A 19,009-nucleotide genomic window follows, 5' to 3' on the forward strand; every position below is an offset into this window, starting at 1 on the left:
CATGGAAGGTTTTGGCGTTCATACCAGCATGTGGACCATGAAATGGGATCATGCAGGGGCGGAAAAAGCGATTGCCGCCGCCGTCAAATACGAGATGGATTTCATCGAGATCGCGCTTCTCGACGCGCCGGCCGTCGATGCCGGACATAGCCGCAAGCTGCTTGAGAAACACAAGCTGCGCTCTGTCTGCTCGCTCGGCCTGCCGGAACATGCCTGGGCCTCGGTGCATCCGGAGGAGGCGGTCGCGCATCTGAAGGTCGCGATCGACAAGACGGCGGATATGGGGGCCGAAGCCTTGTCCGGCGTCATCTTCGGCGGCATCGGCGAGCGCACCGGCGTTCCGCCGACCGAAAAGGAATATGACAATATCGCGCGGGCGCTGCAGGCGGCAGCCAAACATGCCAAGAGCCGTGGCATCGAACTCGGCGTCGAGGCGGTCAATCGCTACGAGAACCATCTGATCAACACGGGCAGGCAGGCCGTCAATATGATCGAGCGCGTCGGCGCCGACAATGTCTTCGTGCATCTTGATACCTATCATATGAACATCGAGGAAAAGGGCGCTGCCAACGGCATTCTCGATGCCCGCGATCACATCAAATATATCCACCTCTCCGAAAGCGACCGGGGCACGCCGGGCTATGGCAACGTGCCGTGGGACGAGATTTATGCAGCCCTTGCCGCCATCGGCTTCAAGGGTGGCCTGGCAATGGAAAGCTTCATCAACATGCCGCCGCAGGTGGCTTACGGGCTTGCGGTCTGGCGCCCGGTCGCCAAGGACGAAGCCGAGGTGATGGGCAACGGGCTGCCGTTCCTGCGCAACAAGGCGCGGCAATACGGCTTGATCTGACGATATGACAAGGCTGTTCCCGCCTTGGCGGGGACAGCCGCACGGACATGCGGGCGCGGGATACGGATATGGCGGACGGACAGTGGAACGATCGAAGGGATGACGGGCAGGCGGCGACTGTCGCGGTCCTCGATGTCGGCAAGACCAATGTGAAGCTCAATGCCGTCACCGCATCCGGCGCCATCCTCGAAACGCTGTCCATTCCCAATCCGGTGCTCAACGACGGGCCGTGGCGGCATCATGATCTCCATACGCTCGGCGGCTGGGTGTTCGACACTCTCGCAGGTCTAGCCAGGCGCCATCCGGTATCGACCTTCGTCTCGTCGGGCCATGGCTCCGGCGGCGTTCTCGTTGGGCCGGATCCGGATGCGGGCGATGGCACCGCCTTGCCGATGATCGACTACGAGCAGGGGCTGCCGGACGATATCCGTAGGCAGTACGCGCCTCTGTCCGGCTCGTTCTTCGACCGGGGCAGCGCGATGATGCACGGCGCCACCCATCATGCCCGCCAGATGTTCTGGATGCAGCAGGCGCAGCCTGATGGCTTTTCGCAGGCGCGCTGGTTTCTCGGCGTGCCGCAATACTGGGCCTGGCGGCTTTCGGGCGTGGCGGTATCGGAGGCGACCGTGCTCGGCGCGCAGTCGCATCTTTGGAATGTGGCCGAACGGCACTGGTCGCCGATCGTTCAGTCGCAGGGATGGCGCAACCTCTTGCCGCCGTTTGCCAGGGCATGGGAGGCGATCGGGACGATCCGGCCGGTGCTTGCCGGGCGCTATGGCCTGCCGCCCGGGATCAAGGTTCTGGCGGGCATTCATGACAGCAGCGCCAATTTCTACCGCTACCAGGCGGCCGGGTTTAACGAGGCGACCGTGGTTTCCACCGGCACCTGGATCGTCGCGCTGAGCGGCAAGACGCCGCTTGCCCGGCTGGACGAACATCGCGGCATGACCTGCAACAGCGATGTCGATGGCAACCCCGTCGGTGGCGCCCTGACCATGGGCGGACGCGAATTCAGCCATGTCGCCGGTGACGGCGATCATCTGAATGCCGATGCCGCTATTGTCAGCCGGATGATCGCGCAGGGCACGATGGCGCTGCCATCCTTTGGCGATGACGATGGCCTGTTTCCCGGCAGCGCGGGCAAGGGGCATATTGCCGGCCCGCAGCCTGCTGATGCGGCCGAGCGCAAGGCCTTGGCGGTTCTCTACACGGCACTGTTGACCGTCGAATGCCTCGATGCGCTGGGAAGCAGCGGGCGGGTGATCCTCGATGGCAGCTTCCTGCGCGATCCGCTCTATGCCGGGCTGGTGGCAGCGCTGCGCCCAAAGGGCGACACGGTTTCCAATCTCGACACCTATGGCGTTGCTTCCGGCACGGCGCTGCTTGCCAGCCACGGAACACGCCCGGCGCGCGCGGCCATCGCGCTCGAAAAGCCGCCGGTTTTCGATCATCCATCCGCCGATCTGGCGGCATATGCCCGCCGCTGGCGGGTCCTCGCCGCACAGGCCACGCAATCCAACAGGCTTTACGAAAGGTCCTTCCAATGAGCACGCATCATACCGATATCGCGACACTGCGCCGCGATATGGTCGAAACCTGCCGCCGGATGAATTCCAGCGGCATCAACCAGGGAACGGCGGGAAACCTGTCCGTGCGCACGCAAAACGGTTTCCTCGTTACGCCGTCGTCCCTCGCCTATGACACGATGACGCCGGACGATCTGGTGGAGATGGATTTCGACGGCAGCTATGTGGGCCGCCGCCCGTCATCGGAATGGCGCTTCCATCGCGATATCCTGAAGAACCGGCCGGATATCAATGTCGTGCTGCATTGCCATTCGATCTACGCGACGACCCTTGCCTGCCATCACAAGACGATCCCGAGCTTTCACTACATGACGGGCGTCGCTGGCGGAACGACGGTGCGTTGCGCAGAATATGCCACGTTCGGCACGCAGGCCCTGTCGGATCATGCGCTGGTGGCGCTGAAGGACCGGCTGGCCTGCCTGCTCGGCCAACACGGCCAGATTTCGCTCGGCAAGACATTGGATGGGGCGCTCTGGCTGGCGATCGAGATCGAGACCCTGTCGCGCATGTATGTACAGGCGCTGACGCTGGGCGAGCCGCCGGTGCTGCCGGATGATGAAATGGCAAGGGTCATCGAACAGATGCGCAAGATGAGCTACGGCCATGCGCCGGATGCCGAAGGGGTCAATGATATCGCCCGGCCGAAGAGTGTTTCGGCCTGAAACGGCAAGCCGCAGCCGGTCGGCTGGGTGATCAGCCCGAGAGGCCGAAGACTTTTTCGAGCTTTTCCCAATTCTCGTCCATCGCATAGGTGGGCGAGAAAAACGGGATGCTGAAATGGCCATAGCGGATCGACAATTGCCGCTCTGCAATGTCCTCGTCGACACCGGCGATGCGGTTGAGATATATGACGGAGGCAAGGCCGGTGCGGTCCGCGCCGGATTTGCAGTGGATGAGAATGGGCTTGGGGGCATCGCGCAACAGGGCGACCAGCCGGTGCGATTCCTCCACCGACAATTGTTTGGTCGCCACCATCTTGAAGTCGATATGCCCGATGCCGAGATCGCGGGCCGTGGCGACCTCGTTTTTATACCAGGTGGCGTTTTCGTTGCTTCCACGCAGGTTGACGATGGTCTTGATGCCGTAACGCTCGGCATAATCGGCCACCTGCAGTGCCGTTGGCTGGTTTGAGCGATAGAGCGCACCGGGAACGACAACGGCAAAATTGCCAAGCGCCTGGATGGCAAAGAGATAGGTCCCAAGCCCCACCGCTGCCGCGCAGCCCGCCAGCCCAACCAGCTTCAAGATCTTGTGCATCATTCCACCAGCGCCCGTTTCGATGATGCTCGTTTTGGCGATTCAGGCTGACAGCAGCCTGAACGCCGTGTGATGATATTTGCGGGCGCAATGGAGGAGTGGATGAAGAAGCGCGGAAGGTATTCCTTCAGGGCAAATGCGGTTCTGCGTTCAACTCGGCACCGCGACGCACATGTGTGAAATATATTTCATGCTATGAATTATATTGACATAATCCCATTGTTGCGATTATCTGCCCATACCGGATTTCGAGGAGGAACTCCGGTCTTCATTGGAGCATCGGGCCGCCGCTCAGGCGCCGCCGGGTATTTGGGAGGGGCTTCGGCCTCAAGGAGGAATCTTGCGCAAATTTTTAAGCACGACCGCATTGGCGGTCCTTGCATCGACGCTTTTGGCTGGTGTTGCCAGTGCGGAAACGGACAACCCATTCCGCTGCAAGCCGGGTGAAAAATACGTCATGAACGTCATGGTCTCGGGCGTCGAATATTGGTTCCCGGTCTATGAGATGTTCAAGCAGGCAGGCCAGCAGCTCGGCTGCGAGACCGCCTATACCGGCACGCCGGAATATGACGTCAACAAGCAGATCGCCACGTTCGACCAGGCGCTGGCCCAGAACCCGGCCGGTATCCTCGTCCACCCGATGAACTCCGATCCGTTCATCGAGCCGATCAACCGCGCCATCGACCAGGGCACGGCCGTCGTGACCTTCGCAGCCGATGCGCCGCTCTCCAAGCGTATCTCGTTCATCACCTCGGACAATACCCGCGAAGGCACCTATGCCGCCGACGCGATTGCCGAGAAGATGGGTGGCAAGGGTGAATATGCCGTTCTGGAAAATCCGGGCCAGGACAACCACGACAAGCGCATCGCCGCCTTCATCGCCCGCATGACGGAAAAATATCCGGACATGAAGCTGGTCGGCCGCGCGGCTTCCAACCAGGATCCGACCAAGGCCTATCAGGCGCTTTCGAGCCTCGTGCAGGCCAATCCGAACCTTGGCGCCGTGTTCATGCCGGAAGCCAACTCGGCCATCGGCGCTTCGCAGGCCAACAAGGAAAATGGCGGCAAGATCCTCGTCATGTGCGCCGACGTTAACGCCAACATTCTCGACATGATCAAGGCGGGCGAAGTGTTCGGCTCGATCAACCCGAACCAGGGCATGCAGGGTTACATGGGCTTCATGCTTTTGTGGCTCGCCAAGCATCCGGAATTGATCGACCCGATGAACGACGCCAAGCGCGTCGGCTTCAACCCGATGAGCATTCCCTTCGTCGATAACGGCCTGTCGATCGTCACCGCTGATAATGCCGACGACTTCTACTGGGACAAGTACCTGAAGCGGCGTGGCACGAAGGGCATCGAGGAGTAAGCTCCGTGCATAATTCCTTCAATCGGAATCGATTTCAGGAAAAATTATGCAGCGAGCCAAAGCGTACAGCGACCTTTGCGCGTCTGCGAAGACGCGCGGCGCAGTAGGTGCCGGCTGTCCGGGGCATGATGTTCCGGACAGCCACCGCAAGCTTGGAGGAGGAGACTATCATGGCGCCGGTGCCGGTTCTGGAAATCCGCAATGTCAGCAAGCACTTCGGTGCCGTCAAGGCGCTGACGGATGTGAGCTTCAGCCTGGAAAAGGGCGAGGTCCATGCGCTCTGCGGCGAAAACGGCGCGGGCAAATCGACGCTGATGAACATCATTGCAGGCGTGCTGCAGCCGACGCAGGGCGAGGTGCTCGTCGATGGCGCGCCGGTCAAGGTGACGTCGCCGGCCGTGGCGCAATCGCTGGGGCTTGGGCTCGTGCACCAGGAAATCGCGCTCTGCCCGGATGCGACGGTGGCCGAGAACATGTTCATGGCAGCCACCAACCGCCGCCGCTCGCCTTTTATGAATTATGGCAGGCTGGAGCGCGACGCGCAGGCCGTGATGAACCGGCTGGCGCCGATCGACGTGCGCCGCAAGGTCGCCGAACTGCCCATTTCCAGCCAGCAGCTGGTCGAGATCGCCAAGGCGCTGACGCTCGATTGCCGCGTGCTGATCTTCGACGAGCCGACAGCGGCCCTGACGGAATCGGAAACCCAGGTCCTGTTCGGGATCATCCGCGATCTGAAGGCGCAGGGCATTTCGATCATCTATATCAGCCATCGCATGGCCGAGATTTTCAGCCTGTGCGACCGGGTCACCGTGTTTCGCGACGGGCGCTATGTCTCCACGGAGAATGTTGCGGACCTGACACCGGACGACATCGTGCGCCGCATGGTCGGGCGTGAGATCACCCAGCTTTACCCGGAAAAACAGGCGCCAGCCGAGCAGACGAACGAGACCATTCTCAGCGTCCGTGGTCTTAGCGACGGCAGCCGTTTCCAGGATGTCAGCTTCGAATTGCGAAAGGGCGAAATTCTTGGCGTCGGCGGGTTGATCGGCTCCGGGCGCACGGAAATTGCCGAGGGCATCTGCGGATTGCGGCCGGTGAGCGAGGGCGAGGTGCAGCTGCACGGACAGTCTCTGCGGACGCGGTCCTATGCGCAGGCCGTCAAGGCGGGTGTCGTCTATCTGTCGGAGGACCGCAAGGGATCCGGCGTCTTTCTGGAACTGTCCATCGCCCAGAACATTGCCGTTCTCGACCTGAAATCGCTGACCGGGCCGCTTGGCCTGTTGAACGCCAAGGCGGAAGCCGATCGTGCCCGCGATTTGACCAGGCGGCTTGGCGTGCGAATGGGCGGCATCGGCATGCCGGTCTCGTCTCTCTCGGGCGGCAACCAGCAGAAGGTGGCGATTGCCAAGCAGCTGGCGGTCAATCCCAAGGTCATCCTGATGGACGAGCCGACGCGCGGCATCGATGTCGGCGCCAAATCGGAAATCCACCGGCTGTTGCGCGATCTCGCGCGCTCCGGCATCGGCATCGTCGTCATCTCGTCGGAACTGCCGGAATTGCTGGGTCTGTGCGACCGCGTTCTGGTGATCCGCGAGGGCACGGTTGCCGGCGCAGTCGAGGGCGAAACGATGACGGAAGAGGCGATCATGCGGCTTGCATCCGGTATCGGCGTTCACAACACTTCAAAGGCATCAGAGCATGCCGCGTAAAGAACAAGCAGGGGCAGGAGACAAGGTCATGGCGGACGCTACACTGACAACGGCACATCAGGCACGCGCGCCCGGCTGGAAACGGTTGGGGACCATGCGGGAGGCCGGATTGATCGCGATCATCCTGGCGCTCTGCATCGCCATGAGCTTTGCCTCGCCGCACTTCCTGACGCTCGGCAACTTCCGGGCCATGCTGATGTCCTTCTCTGTCGAAGGCATCGTCGTCGTCGGCATGACCATTCTTTTGATCGTCGGCGGTATCGACCTGTCGGTCGGCTCGGTCGTCTGCTTCTCGATGGTGCTGTCGGGTTCGCTCTTCCTGATGGGGCTCGATCCCTGGAGCGCATCGTTGATCGGCATCCTTGCCAGCGGCCTGATCGGCTGCGTCATGGGCTTCTTCGTGACGGTGGTGGGCTTGAACCATTTCATCACGTCGCTGGCGGCAATGGTGATCGTGCGCGGCATCTGCCTGATCATCACCAAGGGCACGCCGCTGTCGCTGTTCACCTTGCCGCCTTCGTTCAAGGCGGTCGGGCAGGGCACGTTCTCCGGTGTCCCCTATGTGATCCTGATCTTCGTCGCCATCGTCGTGCTCTTCGATTTCCTGCTGCGCCGGGCAACGGCCTTCCGCAAGGTGTTCTATACCGGCAGCAACGAGAAGGCGGCGCTCTATTCCGGCATCAAGACCAATCAGGTGAAGTTCTGGGTGACGGTGCTCTGCGCCACGCTGTCGGGTGTTGCAGGCGTCATCTACATGTCCCGCTTCGGCGCCGCGACCCCGACCTTCGGCGTCGGCATGGAGCTGAACATCATCGCGGCTGCGGTGATCGGCGGGGCCTCGCTGAATGGCGGGTCGGGCACGATCCTCGGTGCGATCCTCGGTATTGCCCTGCTGTCGGTCGTCACCAGTTCGCTGATCCTTCTCGATGTCTCCGTCTATTGGCAAGACATGATCAAAGGCTGCATTCTGCTCGCCGCCGTCTCAATCGACCATTTGCTGCACAAGCGGAAGGCTGCCTGATATGCCCATCGTCAAGCTCAAGCCTGCCAATGCGCCGCGCGAGGAAATCGTCATCGCCCGGCAGATGCACCAGGCGCTCGTCCTGCACTTTCTCGAAGGCCTGACCCAGGCGCAGATCGCCGACCAGCTCGGCATCTCGCACGCCACCGTCAACCGGCTGATCAAGCGCGGCCGCCAGCTTGGTTTGGTCGAGATCAAGATCAAGTCGCCGGTCGAGCCGCTGTTGGACATGGAAGAGCAGCTTCGGGCGCTCGGCGGCATCGGCCGCGCCGTGGTGGTGCCGACGGTATCGGACAATCCGCAGACGGCGCTTCAGGCCGTTGGCGAGGCGGCAGCCCGGCTGCTGCTCGAAGAGATTACGGATGGCGATACGATTTGCATCACCGGCGGCAAGGGCGTCAGCGCCGTCGTGGCCGGATTGCAGGCGCAGCGCCGCTTCGATGTCGAAGTCATTCCTGCGACGGGATGCGTCCAGGGCAAGCACTATACCGACGTCAACCACGTCTCGACGATGATGGCGGACCGGCTCGGCGGGCGCTCCTACCAGATCCATGCGCCGCTGTTTGCCGATAGTGCGGCCGAGCGCGGCATGCTGATCAACATGCGCTCGGTCGCCGACGTCTTCAAACGGGCGCGTGAGGCGAAGATCGCCGTGGTCGGCATCGGGTCGATCCTGTCGGACGACTCGAGCTATTACGACCTGCATCCGTCATCGAGCACCGACCGCGCAGCCATCGAACGTTCCGGCGCTTCCTGCGAACTCCTGGCGCATCTGCTCGACGATCACGGCCAGGTCTGCGACTACAGCCTCAACCGGTCGCTGGTCTCGCTGACGCTTCCCGAATTCGCCTCGATCCCCACCAAAATCGGCGTGGCGAGCGGGCCGAACAAGGCGGGACCGATCCTGAGTGTTCTCAGAGGCAATCATCTGGATACGCTGGTGACCGACGAGGCAACGGGTGCGCGGGTATTGGCACTGGCGAATGGCGAAGGAAAATGGGCATGAGCGGGCAACAATTGACACGCGAGATCGGCAAATCCGGCGTTTCCGCCTCGGCGGTGGGGCTCGGCACCTGGGCGATTGGCGGCTGGATGTGGGGCGGGACGGATGAAAACGAATCCATCGCCGCAATCCAGGCCTCGCTCGATGCGGGCGTGACCCTGATCGACACCGCGCCGGCCTACGGGCTCGGGCGCTCCGAGGAAATCGTCGGCAAGGCTCTGGCCGGGCGGCGCGACAAGGCGGTGATCGCCACGAAATGCGGGCTTGTCTGGCACACGCAGAAGGGCCGGCATTTCTTCGATCAGGACGGCAAGCCGGTGCACCGCTATCTCGGCCGCGATGCGATCCTGCACGAGGTCGAAGCCAGCCTGAAGCGGCTCGGCACCGACCATATCGATCTCTACATCACCCATTGGCAGGACCCGACGACACCGGTCGAGGAGACGATGCGGGCGCTGGAAGATCTGCGCACATCCGGCAAGATCCGGGCGATCGGGGCCAGCAATGTCAGCCGCGAGGAGCTGGATGCCTATATTGCAATTGGTGGTCTCGATGCGATCCAGGAACGGTTCAGCATGATCGACCGTGATATCGAGCAAGACCTTCTGCCGCAGACGACGGCCAGCGGCATTGCAACGCTCAGCTATTCGTCGCTGGCGCTGGGCCTGCTGTCGGGCACCATCGGTGCGGACCGGGTGTTTTCCGGCGACGACCAGCGCAAGGACAATCCGCGCTTTTCGGTCGGCAACCGTGAGAAAGCAACGGCGCTTGCCGATGCCATCCGGCCGGTTGCGGAAAAGCATGAGGCCAGCATCGCCCAGACGGTGATTGCCTGGACGCTGGCGCAGCCGGGCGTGACCTTTGCGCTGTGCGGCGCGCGCAATCCGGCGCAGGCAATCGACAATGCACGGGCCGGGACCATCCGGCTGGAGGCGGCCGACCTGGCCGCCATCGATACGGCCATAACGGCGAAACTGACTGATATGGACAGGTAGCGGATCGCCATCATGAAACGTGAAGAGATATTGGACGGGCTCCGCCAGAGCCCGAAGGTGGACGTGTGCGTCATCGGCGGCGGCATCAACGGCATCAGCGTCTTTCGGGAGCTGGCGCTGCAGGGGCTGAACGTGCTGCTTGTCGAAAAGCACGACTATTGCTCGGGCGCCAGTTCGGCCCTGTCGCGCATGGTGCATGGCGGGCTGCGCTACCTGGAAAACGGCGAATTCAAGCTGGTACAGGAATCGCTGGTCGAACGCGACCGGCTGTTGCGCAACGCGCCGCATTATGTCGCGCCGCTGCCGACAACGGTGCCGGTCTTCGATATCTTTTCCGGCCTCGGCAATGGCATCGTCCGGTTTCTGGGCCTCAGCCGCCGTCCGAGCCGCCGGGGCGCGATCGCCATCAAGGCAGGGCTCAGCATCTACGATTTCCTGACGCGCAAGCGGGCGATGATGCCGCGCCACCAGTTTCGCGGGCGGCGCACGACGCTTGAAAAATGGCCGGCGCTGCATCCCGGTATCAAGAGTTCGGCCACCTATTTCGACGCCTGGGTCAGCCATCCCGAGCGGCTTGGCATCGAACTGCTGCAAGATGGGCTTTCTGCCAAGTTCGGGGCTGCGGCGCTGAACTATGCGCAATTGCGCCGCACGGAGGATGGTCAATACCGTGTCGAGGACCAGATTGGCGGCGCGTCCGTGGCCGTAGAGCCCGCATTGATCATCAATGCCACCGGCGGCTGGATCGATATTGCCAACCAAAGCCTGTTTTCGCCGGACGCACGGCCCGCACCCCTGATGGGCGGCACCAAGGGCTCGCATCTGATCATCGACAACGACGCGCTGCGCGAGGCGCTTGCCGATCACATGATCTATTACGAGAACGAGGACGGGCGCATCTGTATCCTCTTTCCCTATCTCGGCAAGGTGCTGGTCGGCTCCACCGACATTCGCGTCGACGATCCGGAAACGGTGCGCTGCGAGGCGGATGAGCGCGATTACATCCTGCAATCGCTCGCCTTCGTGCTGCCGGATATCAAGATCAGGCCCGACGAGATCGTCTTCCAGTTTGCCGGCGTGCGGCCGCTTCCGGCCAGCAATGACAGCTTTACCGGCCGCATTCCGCGCGACCATTTCTGCACGGTCGTCGAACCCACGGATGGTAGCCCACCTGTGCTGTGCATGATCGGCGGCAAGTGGACGACGTTCCGCTCGTTCGGCGAAATGGCAGCCGACATGGCGCTGGAACGGCTGGGCCGCCGCCGTCACGTGGCAACCACCGACCGGGCAATCGGCGGCGGGCGGGCGTTTCCGGCCAATGCGCCGGTCTGGCTTGCGGGTATCGCCACAAAGAGTGGCCTTTCCTATGCGCGCATGGCGGAGCTGTTTTCCCGCTACGGCACGGATGCCGAGGCGGTCGCCGCTTTCATCGCCGCAGGACCGGACCAGGCGATGCCGCATGCCGGGTACTCGGTGCGGGAATTACAGTTCCTCATCCGCGATGAAGCGGCCGAGCATCTCGACGATCTCCTCTTGCGGCGGACGACGCTGGCCGTCTCGGGCGAAGTTTCGCTCGACATGATGGACGCCGTGCTCGATCTCCTGGCGCAGGAAAAGCGCTGGACATCGGGGCAGCGCGCCAGCGAGCGCGACCGTTTTCACACCCTTCTCACCGGGCGCCACGGCGTCGATCTCGATACGCTTTCCGCAAGGAACGAACCAAGGAGTACACAATGCGACACAACAGCAAAGTCCGGATGAACCGGCTGTTCGGCAACGGCCGCTGCCTCGACGTGGCGATCGATCACGGCGTCTGCAACGAACCGTCCTTCCTCAACGGACTTGAGGATATTGAGGCCGTCGTGACCGCGCTGGTATCTGCAGCACCGGACGCGATCCAGATGAACTACGGCCAGGCCGACCTGTTGCAGGACGTTCCCGGCAAGGACAAGCCGGCGCTGGTGATGCGCATCGACATGGGCAATCCCTATAACCGCATCCGCCACCGCGACATGTGGGCGGTGCTGCAGAACCAGGCCGAGCCGCTGATCGGTGCGATCGAGATGGATGCGGCCTGTGTCGTCGTCAACCTGTTCATGCTGCCGGACGAGCCGGACCTGTTTCGCCAATGCGTTGAGAATATTTCGCGCGTCAGGGCCGATTGCGACAAATATGGCATGCCGCTGATGATCGAGCCGCTGGTGATGCAGCCGGTGACGGAGAAGGGCGGTTACATGGTCGATGGCGATGCCGACAAGATCGTCACGCTGACGCGTCTGGCACGCGAAATGGGCGCCGATATCATCAAGGCCGACCCGACCGACAATGCGGAGGATTTCCACCGTGTCGTCGAAGCGGCCCGGTGCCCGGTTCTGGTGCGCGGTGGCGGCAAGGAAGATTTGAGCGCCGTCTTCGACAAATCCGCAGCCTTGATGCGCCAGGGCGCCATGGGCATGGTCTATGGGCGCAACATCTACCAGCATGCCAATCCAAGCGCCGTGGTGCGCGGGCTGATGGCGATCATCCATGAGAATGCAAGCGGCGAAGAGGCATTTGCGCGTTATCAGCAGGCGTAGGGCGTCGCATCTTCTTCCCCCACAGGGGAGAACTGCCTTGTGGAAGCGAGGCGATGAGGGGGCGGAAAATTCAGAGCTTGCCGCCCTCTCATCCGGCCCTTCGGGCCACCTTCTTCCCGTTGGGGAGAAGGGGAAGTGGGGCCTGTGTTTTCGGCCAAAATTGCGCAAAACTGTCAGAGCCTTGGGAGGGGTTGAGAATGAAACACTATCTTTTGGGGCTCGACGCCGGAAACACGGTCATCAAGGCCGTCATTTTCGACCGGGCGGGCAACGAAATCGCGGCGGCTTCCGAGGAGGGGCACAGCCGCATGCCGAGCCCCGGCCATGTCGAGCGTGGCCTGGACGAGCTCTGGACCAATGCGCGGCAGGTGATCCGCGCCTGCATCGAAAAGGCAGGGATAAAGCCGGACGAAATCGCGGCGATCGGTTGCGCCGGGCATGGCAACGGCCTTTATGCGCTCGATCGCGATGGCGCGCCGCTGCTCGGCATCCAGTCGATCGACACGCGGGCCACCGGTCTTGTCGAGCAATGGGCGGGAGAGGGCGTGGGCGATCGTACCCAGCCGATCGCGCGGCAGCGTCCGTGGCCATCGCAGACACCAACATTGCTGGCCTGGCTGAAGCGCTACAAGCCGGAGCAGTTCAGCCGGATCGGCACGGTGTTCTTTTCCAAGGATTTTATCGTCAACCGCCTGACCGGCGAGCGCGTCAGCGAAATGTCGGACATGTCCGGCGCCGGGCTGCTCGATCTTGCCGCGCGCCGCTACGACCAGGCGCTGATGGAGGCCTATGGCCTTGGGGACTGCATGGACCTTTTGCCGCCGCTGATCGAAAGCGCCGATATTGCCGGCACGGTGACGGACGAGGTTGCCACGCAGACCGGGCTTGCTGCCGGCACGCCGGTGATCGGCGGGCTGTTCGATGTCGTCGCTTCCGCGCTCGGCTCGGGCGTGACGCGCACCGGCAGCGCCTCGATCATCGCCGGAACCTGGAGCATCAACCAGGTGATCATCGACGGTCCCGACCTCGACGGACCGGTGTTCATGTCCTCGACCTTCGATCGCAGCCGCTATATGGCGATGGAAAACAGCGCCACCTCGGCTGCCAATCTCGAATGGCTGGTCAAGGAATTCTTCGAAGGCGCGCACACGGAAGGGGTCTCGCCGTTTGATGCAGCTTGCGCACTGGCAGGCGCAGTCGAACCCTCGGCAGACGATCCGCTCTACCATCCCTATCTCTACGGCGCCCAGCAGGACGGCCATGCGCGCGCCGGGTTTTACGGCATTGCCGGCTGGCACACCAAGGGGCATCTCGTCCGGGCGCTGCTGGAGGGTGTCGCCTTCGGCCACCGCCAGCATATCGAGACGATCCGCAAGGCGGGTGCCGTGTTCAACGAAGCCGTGCTGTCGGGCGGCGGGTCGCGCAGCCTGATCTGGCCGCAGATCTTTGCCGATGTGCTTGGCGTTCCCGTCACCGTCGCCCGCTCGCGCGAGACCGGGGCGCTCGGGGCCGCCATCGCGGCCGGGACCGGCGTCGGCATCTTCGCCGATTTTGAAACCGGTGCAGCCGCCATGGTGCAGACCGAGCGGCATTACCGTCCGAACGTCTCGCTTGAGGCGCATTATGCCAGGCGCTACGCTCTCTATAATGATATTGCCGAAGCGATGGCGCCGCTCTGGCGGCGTCTGACAGCGGTGCAGCCCATTGTTGCTGGAGTGGCGGCGTGACCATGCGTGTGAATGATGCAGCGATCGATGCGGGACGCTACGATTTCATCGTCGTCGGCGCCGGGTCTGCGGGATGCGTTCTCGCCAACCGGCTCTCGGCCGATCCCAAGAACCGCGTGCTGTTGCTCGAAGCCGGCGGCACCGACCGGTATCACTGGGTGCATGTGCCGATCGGCTATCTCTACTGCATGGGCAATCCGCGCACCGACTGGATGATGAAGACAGCGGCCGAAGCCGGGCTGAACGGCCGGTCGCTCCCCTATCCGCGCGGCAAGGTGCTCGGCGGCTGCTCGTCGATCAACGGCATGATCTATATGCGCGGGCAGGCCGCGGATTATGACGGCTGGCGGCAGGCGGGCAATGCCGGCTGGGGCTGGGACGATGTTCTGCCCTATTTCCTGAAGTCCGAGGACAATTATCGCGGCAAGTCTTCAATGCACGGGGCAGGCGGCGAGTGGCGGGTGGAAAAACAGCGGCTGTCCTGGCCGATCCTTGATGCCTTTCGCGATGCCGCCGAAGAGCTTGGCATCCGCAAGACCGACGATTTCAACGATGGCGACAATGAAGGCTCGGGCTATTTCGAGGTCAACCAGCGCGGCGGCTTGCGCTGGAATACCACCAAGGCGTTCCTGCGCCCGGCGATGAAGCGGGCCAATCTGCGCGTGCTGACGGGGGCCGAGACCGAGCGCCTCGAATTCGACGGCAGGGCGGTGACCGGCGTGCGGTTCCGGCTGAACGGGCAGGCCCATGTCGCCCATGCCGGCCGTGAGGTCGTGCTGTCGGCTGGAGCAATCAATTCGCCGAAAATCCTGGAACTGTCAGGCGTCGGCCGTCCGGATGTGCTGTCGCGTGCCGGAATCGAACCAACCCATGATCTTCCGGGCGTCGGCGAGAACCTGCAGGATCATCTGCAGATCCGCACGGTCTTTCGCATCGAGGGCGCCAAGACCCTGAACCAGCTCTATCACAACCTGTTCACCCGTGCCGGCATGGGGCTCGAATACATGCTTCGCCGGTCGGGCCCGCTGTCGATGGCGCCGAGCCAGCTCGGTATCTTTGCCAAGAGCGATCCGGCAGTCGCGACCGCCGATCTCGAATATCACGTCCAGCCCTTGAGCACCGACCGGCTGGGCGAGCCGCTGCACCGGTATCCCGCCGTGACTGTTTCCGTCTGCAACCTGCGGCCGGAAAGCCGGGGCACGGTGCATGTTGCCGGACCGGAGCTTGCCGCCGCCCCGGAGATCCGGCCAAACTATCTTTCGACCGCCGGCGACCGGATCGTTGCGACCAATTCGATCCGTCACGCCCGCCGCCTGATGGAGGCCGGTGCCATCCGGAAATACCGCCCACAGGAAATGCTGCCGGGCACGCAGTTTCAGAGCGACGAGGACCTGATCCGCCGCGTCGGCGACATCGCCACGACGATCTTCCATCCCGTCGGCACCTGCAAAATGGGCAGCGACACGATGGCCGTGGTCGACGCGCGGTTGCGGGTGCACGGGCTTTCGAAATTACGGATCGCCGACGCCTCGATCATGCCGGCGATCGTCTCGGGCAATACCAATTCGCCGGTGATCATGATCGCGGAGAAGGCGGCGGAGAGTATTTTGTCGGGAGCGTAGGGGCAGTCTTTCTTCTCTTCTCCCCGGCGAGGAGAAGGTGGCCCGAAGGGCCGGATGAGGGGGCCACACGTTCCGGATGTGCCGAACCGCCCCCTCATCGCCTCGCATGCGCTCGGCACTTCTCCCCGCGGGGGAGAAGGGGGAGACCGTGGCGGCGCCCGCATTCCACAGTCGATTACCGGCAATCCGACAGCGCGAGCTGATCGCCGCGCCATCTGCAAGATCGGCAACGCCATGAGCACAGGAGCCCTCGGCGTCCTCCCTCTCCGCAGCGGGGAGAAGGTAGCCCGAAGGGCCGGATGAGGGGCCTACACGCTCCGAACGTGCCGAACCGCCCCCTCATCGCCTCGCCTGCGCTCGGCACTTCTCCCTGCGGGGGAGAAGGGGGAGATCGTGGCGGCGCCCGCATTCCACAGTCGATTACCGGCAGTCTGACGGCTCGAACTGATCGCCGCGCCGCCTGCAAGATAGGCAACGCCATGAGCACAGGAGCCCTCGGCATCCTCCCTCTTCTCCCCAGCGGGGAGAAGGTGGCACGCAGGGCCGGATGAGGGGGCGAAGTGCTCCGAACCTTCCGAACCGCCCCCTCATCGCCTCGCATGCGCTCGGCACTTCTCCCCGCTGCAGGGGGAGAAGGGGGAGATCGTGGCGGCGCCCGCATTTCACAGTCGATTACCGGCAATCTGACGGCGCGAGCTGATCGCTGCGCCATCTGCAAGATAGGCAACGCCATGAGCACAGGAGCCCTCGGCGTCCTCCCTCTTCTCCCCAGCGGGGAGAAGGTGGCCCGCAGGGCCGGATGAGGGGGCCACACGCTCGGAACGTGCCGAACCGCCCCCTCATCGCCTCGCCTGCGCTCGGCACTTCTCCCCGCAGGGGAGAAGGGGGGAGATCCTTCGCCAGCCGCATTTCACAGTGGATAGTCCTTAGGTGCGGAGGATCAAAAATCACCTCTCAATTGAGGAGGGCCCTTGTCGGCACCTTGATGGTGCGGACTTAACTCCGCACCACAGTCCGTCCGAATGCTCAACCTTCCATACGGTTAGCGAAAACCGAGAAATCGCTGCCCTCGAAATCGGTGGAGGTGCTGACGGTTTCCCAGTCTGCGGCGGCCTTGCTGCGCACGGCTTCGGTCTGCTTGTACATATGGAGGGCATCGCTGCCGAGGAGGAGGTGGGGTGGAAGATCGGTGCGGCTGGCGAGGTCGAGGATGACCTGGGCGACTTTGCCGGGATCGCCGAATTCCTTACCGACATAGGCTTTCAGCAGGTTGGTAATTGCCCCGACGCTCGGCTCATAGTCCGGCATGATGGCGGGGACGCTGCCGCGCGCCACCTGGCCCCAGTTGGTGCGCATGCCGCCCGGCTCGACCGCGATGACCTTGACGCCGAAGGCTGCTGCTTCCATGGCCAAGACTTCGGTGAAGCCGCCGACGGCCCATTTGGCCGACTGGTAGGCGCTGAGGCCGGGTGTGCCGATGCGGCCGCCGACCGAGGAAATGTTGATGATATGGCCGGAGCGCTGGCCGCGCATGACCGGCATGACCGCACGGGCGAGATTGACGACGCCGTAGAAATTGGTGTCGATCTGCGCCTTGAAGGCCTCGGGCGTTGTCTGCTCGAACGGTGCGACATTGCCGTAGCCGGCATTGTTGACGAGCACGTCGAGCCTGCCGAACGTATCGACGGCGAACTGCACGGCAGCGTCAGCGGCCGCAGCATCGGTCACATCGAGCGCCGTGATGGCGACCTGATCGCCATATTGTTCTTTGAGGGCCGACAGTTGTTGCGGATTGCGTGCGGTCGCGACGAGGCGGTCGCCGTGGCGCAGCACGGCTTCGGCAATGGTGCGGCCAAGACCGTTGGCACTGCCGGTAATTAACCATGTTCTAGACATATCATGTTCCTTCATTGATGGAATAATGAATGATTACTCACTCATTTTTGGGGTGAAAAATAAGCATGCTACCGGGCGGCGATGGCCCCCCAGAACGCGTCGAACCCGGCGCTCTTGTAGCTTTCCGTTTTTGCGGGATCGCCGGCGATGAATTCGAGCACCATCTCGGCGAGCGATTCGATGATGCCGCCGATGAAGGCGATCGGCTGAGGGCGCAGGACGCCGCTGTCAAAGCCCTCGTTCAGCATCGCTTCCATATCGCGGAAGCCTTCGGCGCCGGCCTTGCGGGTGGGCCCGGTGATCTTGCCGGATACGGCGAGCTGCCGCATCGCCTTGCGTTTTGCCGGGCTGGCCGCACCCCAATCGATGGAGCGGTCCCAGAGGTGCCGGCAGCGTTCCTTGACATCAGCGTGGCCGGGATAGCCGGTGATCAGCATCGTCCGGAACTCGGATTTCAAGTGCAAATAGAGCTGGTTGAGCAGCTCGTCCTTGGTGCTGAAATAGGTAAACAGCGAGCCTTCGGCGACACCGGCCCCCTTGGCGATGCCGGCCGTTGACGCACCGATGCCAAGGGCGGCCACGGCCTGCGTGGCGGCGTTCAGGATCGCGTTGCGTTTGTCTTCGCTTAAAGGGCGGGCCAAGGGTGACGTCCAATGAGTGAGTACGTACTCAGTTATATGGCTATCGCTCTCCCAGTGTCAAGAGCCTCTGGAAGGGGACGTGTCGTCGAAGCTCCGATAGGCCATGCGCTTGTATGTTTCGATCAACGCGCGGCCTTCGGTCTCGCCGGTCGAAATCGCCAGCCGCATGACGCATTCGCCGAGATACATGATGAGAAGGGCCGGCACTTTGAGCCGGTCAAGATCTTCGTCCGGCAAGGCGCGTTTCAGCGCTGCGGCAAGGAGGACGGCATTTTGCCGGCTTTCGGCCAGTTCGATCTCCCGCAGGCTCTTGTCAGCCTGCATCGCCGACCAAATGTCGCGGATCACCGGCTCGGCCAGGAAGATATTATAATACTCGTCGATCAGCGCCGAGAAGGCCTGCCGCAGGTCTTCAACCGTCTTCACATGCGCCAGGCCATCGGCGATGCAGGCGCGCGAGACGGCGTTGTAGCGCTCGGCCAGCGTCTGGATGATCGCCGCCTTGTCGGGGAAGTACTGGTAGAGCGAGCCGATCGAGATGCCGCTCAATTCGGCGACTTCGCTCATCCGCATCGTGTCGCTGCCGCGCTCGGCAATCAGCCGCGAGGCGCTCGCCAGAATATGCTCGACCCTCTCGCGGCTGCGCTTTTGCGTCGGCGATTTGCGCATGGCGCCGTCGTCCTCGGGTAACGGCGCGGGGGCTGTCTGGTCGATGGCCAATCTCTGTCCTTTCTAAATTCCACTTGACGACCAAAAT

General features: G+C 62.9%; 16 protein-coding genes. 12 read left to right on the top strand and 4 right to left on the bottom strand.

Translation table 11 applies throughout. The annotated features are described in order from the left end of the window. The first annotated feature begins 1 nt into the window (after position 1). From PYR65_RS07310 to PYR65_RS07320, 3 genes are all read left to right on the top strand, one after another. A complete protein-coding gene (locus tag PYR65_RS07310) occupies positions 2 to 850 on the top strand; it encodes a sugar phosphate isomerase/epimerase family protein (RefSeq protein ID WP_276120484.1) in 849 nt (282 codons plus the stop codon). Between the two features lie 68 nt (positions 851 to 918). Beyond that, positions 919 to 2,397 carry an FGGY-family carbohydrate kinase gene (locus PYR65_RS07315; RefSeq protein WP_276120485.1) on the top strand — a complete coding sequence of 493 codons (1,479 nt, stop codon included), beginning with the start codon at positions 919 to 921 and terminating at the stop codon, positions 2,395 to 2,397. After that, positions 2,394 to 3,098, top strand: a complete 705-nt coding sequence (locus PYR65_RS07320) for a class II aldolase/adducin family protein (RefSeq protein WP_060639607.1) — start codon at positions 2,394 to 2,396, stop codon at positions 3,096 to 3,098. The genes PYR65_RS07315 and PYR65_RS07320 overlap by 4 nt, the downstream gene beginning before the upstream one ends. A gap of 31 nt (positions 3,099 to 3,129) precedes the next feature. On the opposite strand, the gene PYR65_RS07325 is transcribed toward PYR65_RS07320, so the two are convergent. Further along, positions 3,130 to 3,693, bottom strand: a complete 564-nt coding sequence (locus tag PYR65_RS07325; RefSeq protein WP_276120992.1) for a dual specificity protein phosphatase family protein — start codon at positions 3,691 to 3,693, stop codon at positions 3,130 to 3,132. 340 nt (positions 3,694 to 4,033) lie between these two features. On the opposite strand from PYR65_RS07325, the gene PYR65_RS07330 reads away from it, so the two are divergent. The 9 genes from PYR65_RS07330 (at position 4,034) to PYR65_RS07370 (ending at position 15,715) form a co-directional block, all read left to right on the top strand. After that, on the top strand, positions 4,034 to 5,062 hold the full coding sequence (locus PYR65_RS07330; protein WP_276120486.1) for a substrate-binding domain-containing protein: 1,029 nt from the start codon (positions 4,034 to 4,036) through the stop codon (positions 5,060 to 5,062). A 170-nt stretch (positions 5,063 to 5,232) separates the two neighbouring features. Then, positions 5,233 to 6,771: a sugar ABC transporter ATP-binding protein gene (locus PYR65_RS07335; protein ID WP_276120487.1), complete on the top strand. Its 1,539-nt coding sequence runs from the start codon at positions 5,233 to 5,235 to the stop codon at positions 6,769 to 6,771. A gap of 28 nt (positions 6,772 to 6,799) precedes the next feature. Next, positions 6,800 to 7,792, top strand: a complete 993-nt coding sequence (locus PYR65_RS07340; RefSeq protein ID WP_276120488.1) for an ABC transporter permease — start codon at positions 6,800 to 6,802, stop codon at positions 7,790 to 7,792. Between the two features lies 1 nt (position 7,793). Beyond that, positions 7,794 to 8,798: a sugar-binding transcriptional regulator gene (locus PYR65_RS07345; RefSeq protein WP_276120489.1), complete on the top strand. Its 1,005-nt coding sequence runs from the start codon at positions 7,794 to 7,796 to the stop codon at positions 8,796 to 8,798. After that, the gene (locus PYR65_RS07350; RefSeq protein ID WP_276120490.1) at positions 8,795 to 9,790 is read left to right on the top strand and encodes an aldo/keto reductase; all 996 of its coding nucleotides are present in this window, start codon (positions 8,795 to 8,797) and stop codon (positions 9,788 to 9,790) included. The genes PYR65_RS07345 and PYR65_RS07350 overlap by 4 nt, the downstream gene beginning before the upstream one ends. 12 nt (positions 9,791 to 9,802) lie before the next feature. Next, positions 9,803 to 11,551, top strand: coding sequence for a glycerol-3-phosphate dehydrogenase/oxidase (locus PYR65_RS07355; protein ID WP_276120491.1), 1,749 nt, complete (start codon positions 9,803 to 9,805; stop codon positions 11,549 to 11,551). Then, entirely contained in the window at positions 11,524 to 12,366 is an 843-nt protein-coding gene (locus tag PYR65_RS07360) for a class I fructose-bisphosphate aldolase (RefSeq protein WP_276120492.1), read from the top strand. Before PYR65_RS07355 ends, PYR65_RS07360 begins: the two co-directional genes overlap by 28 nt. A gap of 197 nt (positions 12,367 to 12,563) precedes the next feature. Continuing rightward, entirely contained in the window at positions 12,564 to 14,093 is a 1,530-nt protein-coding gene (locus PYR65_RS07365) for an FGGY-family carbohydrate kinase (RefSeq protein ID WP_276120493.1), read from the top strand. A 2-nt stretch (positions 14,094 to 14,095) separates the two neighbouring features. Continuing rightward, positions 14,096 to 15,715, top strand: a complete 1,620-nt coding sequence (locus PYR65_RS07370) for a GMC family oxidoreductase (protein ID WP_456238695.1) — start codon at positions 14,096 to 14,098, stop codon at positions 15,713 to 15,715. Positions 15,716 to 16,741: 1,026 nt separating this feature from the next. Here the strand turns inward: PYR65_RS07370 and PYR65_RS07375 are convergent. The 3 genes from PYR65_RS07375 to PYR65_RS07385 all read right to left on the bottom strand — a co-directional run bounded on the left by PYR65_RS07375 (position 16,742) and on the right by PYR65_RS07385 (position 18,921). Further along, positions 16,742 to 17,611 carry an SDR family NAD(P)-dependent oxidoreductase gene (locus PYR65_RS07375; protein ID WP_276120495.1) on the bottom strand — a complete coding sequence of 290 codons (870 nt, stop codon included), beginning with the start codon at positions 17,609 to 17,611 and terminating at the stop codon, positions 16,742 to 16,744. Between the two features lie 68 nt (positions 17,612 to 17,679). Continuing rightward, on the bottom strand, positions 17,680 to 18,252 hold the full coding sequence (locus PYR65_RS07380) for a TetR/AcrR family transcriptional regulator (protein WP_276120496.1): 573 nt from the start codon (positions 18,250 to 18,252) through the stop codon (positions 17,680 to 17,682). Between the two features lie 57 nt (positions 18,253 to 18,309). After that, the gene (locus tag PYR65_RS07385) at positions 18,310 to 18,921 is read right to left on the bottom strand and encodes a TetR/AcrR family transcriptional regulator (RefSeq protein ID WP_276120993.1); all 612 of its coding nucleotides are present in this window, start codon (positions 18,919 to 18,921) and stop codon (positions 18,310 to 18,312) included. Positions 18,922 to 19,009 lie beyond the last annotated feature (88 nt).

It is taken from the genome of Pararhizobium qamdonense (assembly GCF_029277445.1).
Lineage (GTDB): Bacteria > Pseudomonadota > Alphaproteobacteria > Rhizobiales > Rhizobiaceae > Pararhizobium > Pararhizobium qamdonense.